The organism is Lichenibacterium minor (genome assembly GCF_004137685.1).
Lineage (GTDB): Bacteria > Pseudomonadota > Alphaproteobacteria > Rhizobiales > Beijerinckiaceae > Lichenihabitans > Lichenihabitans minor.
The window spans coordinates 1-1,884 of record NZ_QYBB01000131.1; the positions used below are offsets into that span (position 1 = coordinate 1).

Below are 1,884 nucleotides of genomic sequence, written 5' to 3' on the forward strand. Positions count from 1 at the left end.
CGCCGTGCCGAACCGCCTCCGCCGAGCCCTGCTCTAAAAGCCAGCCATCCGCAACGTGGGCCCGGCGCACCGCTTACGCTGTTGGCGAGCTTGCCATAGCTGCACCCTTGGAAATGCCAGTAGGTGGTGAGCTTCGGGCAGGCAGGGCCCATGCTCAAACCTCCCGCGACGTCGGCAAAGCGCAAGCGTCCGTGCGCGTCCATGTAGGCTGACGCGCGGGCATCGGCGATCCCCTGATAGCTGAACACCTCGACCAGCCACCCGAATAAAAATGGAGTGTCGTGTTCGCAGACGGCATGGGCGATGCCGTTCCAGCGCGCGCGCTCGCGGCGCTGACGCAAATAGTCCGAGCGGATCGTTCGTCGACATGTCTCCTGTATAAGCTCTCCTATAATCATATAATTACTCCTTTAGCGGGTTGCGACGTTTTGTCTATTGGCCGTTGAAGCGAATAAAATACAATAGAAGTGCAATCAGACGAGATTGCAAGCGATAAATCGCTTCTGCACATTGGAGTTGTAAGATGATTACTGTTGAAACGACTGAGGGTAAGCCCGCGTGCATCCTATTCGGTCAGCCCGTGCGGGGGAGCCTGCAGGCAGCCTGGTTCACCGATGTCGAGGTCGAAGCTGCACGCAAAGCCAAAAATGCCAAGACGCTGGCCTGCATCAGTCCTGTTCCGCTCGAACTTGAGGAGGCGATCAAGGGACTGGCTCGAGGCCGGGTCGAGGGCACGCAGGTGACTCTCGCGAAGGCGGCACCGGACGTCTATGCCAAGCTACTGGCGGCTGCAGCGGCGCAGAAGAAGAACGAGGGTGCGCAGGCAGCGGCGGCGGAGACTTCCTCCAAGGAAACGCAGGCAGCGGCCCTGTCGACGGAGGGGCAGGTCACGGCCGCCTCGGGACCCAACGTCTCGTCCGTCACGGCGGTCGGCGATAGCTGGAGCCATCTTAAGGTCGGCGACCTTGTGCTGGCCTGCTACGGCGGGCCTGCTGATGGTTGGTGGGGTGCTCGCATCTTGAAGATCGAGGGTGACGCCTTCACGCTGGCATGGGTCGACGAGACCGAAGCCCTGGCGCGCCGGCCGCGGGCCCAGCTGGCCCTTGTGCATCCCAAGATGCTCTGACCCCACCCGCTTCGAGAACCGCTCTCAGGGCCGCTCGCTGCCTCAGCGTCTGACCAATCGGCAGCGAGCGACTGTCCCGCAGCACAGGAACATTTCGAAATGGAACAAAACAGGAACATCGAGCGGACCGTGACGGCACCGACCCCGGGTTCAGAGCCATCCCGCCTCGCAAATGTCGACGCCCAACGAGCCAGGCCGGCTCGGGACGGCGTCCAGCCGCAAGAGGGTCAGGAAGGCCGCGGCACGCTCTATCGAGAGATCACCGCCAAGATCATCGCCGAACTCGAGGCCGGACGAGTGCCCTGGGTCCAGCCTTGGCACTCGGCTGGGATGCCTGGCATGCCGGTCAACGCTGGAACGGATCGACGCTATAGCGGCATCAACGTCCTGACGCTTTGGGCTGCGGCGATCGAGCGGGGCTATGCCCGCCAGCGTTGGTTGACCTACCGCCAGGCCCTCGCGTTGGGCGGGAGTGTTCGGCGAGGCGAGCGGGCGACCACGGTGGTCTACGTCGACCGCTTCGTTCCCGATGACGAGCGCCGTCGCGCCAGCGAGGCGGGTGAGGAAGCCCGAGCGACCGCTTTTCTGAAGACCTTTCAGGTGTTCAACGTGGACCAGTGCGAGGGTTTGGCCGAGGAGCACCGAGGGAGAACCCGCGAGGCCACGCCGGCGCCCATGGAGGATCACGTCCGTCAAGGTGGTGGAGTTTGGTCTGGTGCTCACCGCGGCTCCTGACGGGTCTCAGGCTGCGATGTGGG

At 63.4% G+C, this 1,884-nt stretch carries 1 protein-coding gene and 2 pseudogenes; 2 read left to right on the forward strand and 1 reads right to left on the reverse strand.

Annotation, left to right across the window (positions count from 1 at the left end; genetic code table 11):
- A pseudogene (locus D3273_RS27610) lies at nucleotides 1-398 on the reverse strand (hypothetical protein); the annotation flags it as partial.
- A gap of 125 nt (nucleotides 399-523) precedes the next feature.
- Here D3273_RS27610 and D3273_RS27615 point away from each other — a divergent pair.
- Together D3273_RS27615 and D3273_RS29510 are read left to right on the forward strand one after the other, a co-directional pair.
- Nucleotides 524-1,126, forward strand: a complete 603-nt coding sequence (locus tag D3273_RS27615) for a hypothetical protein (RefSeq protein WP_129230235.1) — start codon at nucleotides 524-526, stop codon at nucleotides 1,124-1,126.
- A gap of 258 nt (nucleotides 1,127-1,384) precedes the next feature.
- Nucleotides 1,385-1,765, forward strand: a pseudogene (locus D3273_RS29510) (ArdC-like ssDNA-binding domain-containing protein); the annotation flags it as partial.
- Between the last annotated feature and the right edge of the window lie 119 nt (nucleotides 1,766-1,884).

Bases quoted from the DNA above. Each gene is read 5' to 3' on its own strand.
- D3273_RS27615 (WP_129230235.1), top strand. From the start codon at position 524: ATGATTACTGTTGAAACGACTGAGGGTAAGCCCGCGTGCATCCTATTC.